The 4,829-nt window shown below is 40.0% G+C and carries 2 protein-coding genes; both read right to left on the bottom strand.

All coding sequences use genetic code 11. From position 1 onward, the window contains the following. Window positions 1-1,071, bottom strand: a 1,071-nt coding sequence (locus KKA81_11975) for a putative DNA binding domain-containing protein (GenBank protein ID MBU2651645.1), incomplete at its 3' end; no start/stop codon positions are given. A 3-nt stretch (window positions 1,072-1,074) separates the two neighbouring features. After that, window positions 1,075-4,764 carry an Eco57I restriction-modification methylase domain-containing protein gene (locus KKA81_11970; protein ID MBU2651644.1) on the bottom strand — a complete coding sequence of 1,230 codons (3,690 nt, stop codon included), beginning with the start codon at window positions 4,762-4,764 and terminating at the stop codon, window positions 1,075-1,077. Window positions 4,765-4,829: the final 65 nt, after the last annotated feature.

Here is a 4,829-nt window from a genome sequence, read left to right as displayed (position 1 = left end):
CGCAATAAGTTTTAATCCTCTGCCCCATTGATCAATGATGCCCAGTTTTTTGAAAACTGGGGCAATTACCCTGTTCCTTATCTCCGATTGTCTTGCTTCCATATCATTGTAATCAATGGATGGCGGGAGTTTACCGGGACTGGTAACTTCAATCATATTATCATAAATCGCCACCTTGATGTCCTTTCCTGTAAGAGAATAGTCCCTATGGGCAACAGCATTACGAATAACCTCCCGGATAGCTTTAACAGGATATTCCCAGCGGGATTCTGTGTATACTCCTTTTACTTCTGCTCCTTTATTTACATGCCTTAAAACAAAGTCGTATGCATGTTCAGCCTGCAAAGAAATATTTGTATCAACTGTTTTTTGATCAATAAAAGTATCCGGAGTAATTCCTTTAAACCGGGCACATTCTATTTTAGCATAGGGAAATATTTCAAAGCGCAGGGAACTTTCCGAGAATAGTATTAAAGCATTGGTTGGAAGTGTCTTACCCTGATAATCCTTGACAAGCAATAACTTTTGAAGAGTCACTTCATCCAGTTTCTCTCCTGATTTTTCATGGTAAAATTCCCTGAAGACTTGTAAGCTATTCGCAGGTAATGCCGCATTATGAACAAGTTCACTGTCAAAAGAAACATTTCGCTTTTGCCTTTCCAATTCTTCAATGATGTTTTCATCTGCCGAACGATTAGTAGAACCCACGCGAATGTAAGTACCCTCTCGTTTACCTTTTTTCTTCAAGAAATATGGGGTGTTACTTCCTCTGTATATTTTCACCCGGATAAAATGTTTCCTATCATCTGCATGAAATGTAATGTCAGGAACTATGACCGGATGGCAATTCTGATGAATGATGTTGCTTATCTGTTCTTCAATCTTCAGCAAATCTTCTTCGGGTATTCCGGTTAATTCCCTGGGATCATCCTTAATTCCAATGAAAAGTTCACCACCTGCATCATTGGCAAACGCCACAATTGTCCTGGTCAAATCAGATGAAGAAGGCATTCGTTCTTTAAACTCAAGCCTTCTTCCTTCCGGTAACTTTATGATGTCTGATATTTTCATTTTCTACCAATCCGCATTCAAATACTTCTCCAGTTGTTTCTCATTCAACACCTCGTTTCTCAGCAATCCTTTCTTCTGTAATGGTGCAATATTTTTACCTACACCATCATCCAGTTTTGGATCGTAACCTTCAGCTATCAGTTCATCTATCTTTTCAGTGAACACAGCAATCTCTTCCAGTTGCAGGCGGATCTTTTCTTTTTCGTTCTGAGCCTGAGCCGTATCGTTGTCCGTGATTTTAATCATATGATATTCCAGCTTCTCTGCCCGTTTGCTCAGATATTTTGTTTTCAGCTTGAATAGACTGTCGCGGTCCCATTTGTAGATGATGATGTATGCCTCAAATCCTTGCTGCGGGCCACTGCTCAGGTGCCAGATAAAGGGCGTTTTGGGCAGGTACATGAAGAGGTTGAGATGATCGCTCAGGTTTTTGAAGAAATGGTGTTCTATGTATTCATTCAAAGGCTTGCCAAGCAATCCGTCCAGTTGCAGGAACTGTGCAGGGGTGAATCCTTTATTCAGGCAATGCTCTTCCAGGCGGTCAAGCAGGCGTGGTTCCCCGGGTAGTCCCACTAAGGGGATGATTCCGTCGTCATCCTCCATAAGTATGGTACGGATGGCATCGGCCAGGAACTCCAGGGTGATCTCATGGGCACGGCCCTGGGGCAGTATCTTGCTGTTTTTAAACCAGTACCACACATTGATGGGGTTCAGACTGGGATATTTGCGTTTCTCATTATGGTGCTGGTCACAAAACGATTCCAGGTCGTTGTTGGTCTGGTACAGGGTTTTAAATTCTGAAATGATGGTGTTAATAGTTTCTTCATCAAAGGTGGTTAGTGGCAGGTTGTTGATGTGTTCCAGTACGATCTCATTCTCAATTTCTACTTCTTTCAGGAAGGCATCTCTTGCCTCTTTTAACAGAGGAAGGGCTCCGACTGGTTTGCCAATTTTTGACTCAACCTGATCTATGTCTTCAATGCTTAATTCAAATGTTTTAAAAATAAAATTATCATTAATTGCCTCATTTATTAGTATTTTAGTTAATTGGCAATTTTCATAATTTAGGTAGGCTATTAAACGATTATTTAGATAGCTATCTTTATAAAACAATAATGGATTAGTAATAAAATTAGTTTCTATGATACTTTGTGTGTTTATTTCTTTCTTTATTTCTATATTTTCTTTAACCAAAGTGGATATATAATTTGCAATAATTGAATTAGATTGAGCATATGGAACTTTTTCATTATCACCAGCTTGAAAACTTACTGTTGCATTTAAAGAATCTGCAATATAGCAAAATAATGAACTGTTAGAAAATGATAGTAATTGATATATGAGATTATGTTCAGAATAAACTGTAACGATGGAACTTTCAATTAAACATCCTTCTGGTAAATACTTGCTTGATGTCCCTTTTGTTGAAGCTCTATTAAAAAAATAACCTTCTTTAAAGTAGTAGGAATGATTACGCAACAATGCATTTGGATTATTATTAATTGCAAATTTCCCGCAATTCCATTGGCATGTTAACCAAAGATTACCAAACCATTTATTATACTTTCCTCCTTTGGCAATTATTTTCCAAGATTCTGTAATATTATAAATTCCTATTTCCCACCAATATCTTAGATATTTCTCATTATTACTTGTGGATAAACCTATGCATGATTTTGAAACATCCTTATACTTTCTTCCCTTAAACTTCTCCCTAAACCCATCACTGATCCAGTAAATAAACGGCCAGCCTTCTATGATCTTGAGTTTGGATTGGGGGAGGGTGTAGACCCGGTTGTTGTTGCGATGGTTTAGGAAATCATCGTAAGCAGTTTCCAAAGATGCTTGTTTATGTTTTTCCTGTTGGTTATCAGTTATGTTAAAGTAAACACCTTCTGTTTCATTAATTTTTTTGCTAATTACGTACCATGTAGCATCGAGTAAAATTCCTGGTCCGAAGAGATTAACCCTGTCTAAGCCATAATCAACCAGGATATCAATATGGGTTTTGTTTATCATGAATTTTCTGAAATCCTCAAACGATTTGATAAACATAAATGTATGTGGGTGGATCAATGCAACAAATCCATTAATGTCGTTTGTCAGTTCATTGCATCTTTTGAAAAAAGAAGCGTAGAGGTTGGTATTAAATCTGTATGGATTTTTATAGTTTGCGTCTATAAACTTCTTCAACTCCGGCCCGAAGTCAGCACTGTCGGTATAAGGTGGATTGGCCACGGCCACATCGAACTTCCGGGTGAGAAGTTTCAGGAAGGTGATGGCATCGCTGGTTTTAATGTTTAAAAAGGTCAGCCCCTGTTTTTTAGCATTGTTGGCTACTGCTTTTTGCAATGTGCCCAGGAAATCGGATTGGAACTTTCCGTAGGTTGCCTTGCGTTCTTCAGCAAAAAGATTGCCCTGCCGGGATGTACCATCCTCAAGATCCTTCATGCGTGCATGGAATTTTTCATACAGTCGGATCAGGGAGCCAAAGCGGTGTGCCTGCTGTATATCTTCCCAGAGGTCTTTTACAATGGATTCAAGTTCATCGCTTAGTTTTTCTCCGTTCTCAAACAGGTGTTTTACCTCTTCATATTCCGGCAGGAAAAAGTCGGAACTGACAATGTTAAAGTGGTCAATCTTAACAGAACGCTTTTTGCGTTTGGCCTTAATGAACAGTCCAAGCTGGGCCAGTTGCACGGCCCGGTCGTCAAGGTCAATCCCATGCAGGTTATGCCGTATGATCAGCTCCGGGATCTGTTCTTCATCATAATCCGCCCCGTAATTCTCTATCTGGTCGAGGTAGAGATCGTAAAACAGGTCGAAACTATACAACAGGAAATTTCCACTGCCGGTGGTCGGATCGATCATTCCTATCTCTGTGAGTGGCTTGCGATCTCTGTTTTGTATGGCCGGAACATTGGCAATCTTATACTTTTCCTTAATTGTGGATTCAGGGTACATCTCCATATAAAGCTTTCCAAGGCTGTTATCCACCAGGAATTTTACTACCCAGCGCGGTGTGTAAACCTGGCTTTGCAGGCTAACCTTGTTGTATTCTGTTTTGCCTCCCTGTTCTTTGTGTTCTTTCTTTTTTTTGTTGTTGTAACTTTCATACAGCCAGCCCAGGATGTCGTCGCTTTTCCAGATATCGGATTCTACCTGTGTGTCATTTTCCACTGCATTGAAAGCATTGATAACAGTGTTCAGTTCAATGGGTGTTGGAAGAAGATGGTATGGGTAATTTGCACTAAACAGGGGTATATCTGTTGCAAGTTGATTCAGTTGATCTTCCAAAAATTGCAATAATCCTTCCTGTTCTTCCTGCCGGGCTTCGGGGTGTTGTTCCAGCCAGACAAAATGAGCGAAGGAACGGTCACCGTGCTGGCTTCTTCGGGTAATTATTTCAGGATGCAATAAATGAGCCTCCATTACTTTTAATGCAGCCATTCGATTGAACAGGGTAAAGGTTAATTCCTCCACCAGTTTCTCATAAGCATTTTCAATCGTTCCGGTTTCCGAAATAAACACCTCCCGCATGTCTTTCATCCTGTTGCGGTCGTGATGATATTCCGGAGGAATACTTTCCAAAGACAAGAGAGATGATTCGGTTATACCCATTCTTCCCAGCCGGTTGCGGTATGCCTTGTCAATAAGCCCGCGTATATGTTCAACGTGTTCAGCTAATTTCATTTTTCACTTATCCTGTGATTATAGTGTTATTTCTACCTCATCATCATCACCTGCACCGGCAAGCT

It is taken from the genome of Bacteroidota bacterium (assembly GCA_018831055.1).
Taxonomy (GTDB): Bacteria; Bacteroidota; Bacteroidia; order Bacteroidales; family B18-G4; genus M55B132.
Note: the sequence above shows the minus strand (reverse complement) of the source record. Positions and strands in the feature narration are given on the sequence as shown.

Coding starts and splice junctions, on each gene's coding strand:
- KKA81_11970 (MBU2651644.1), bottom strand. CDS start 4,764: ATGAAATTAGCTGAACACGTTGAACATATACGCGGGCTTATTGACAAG.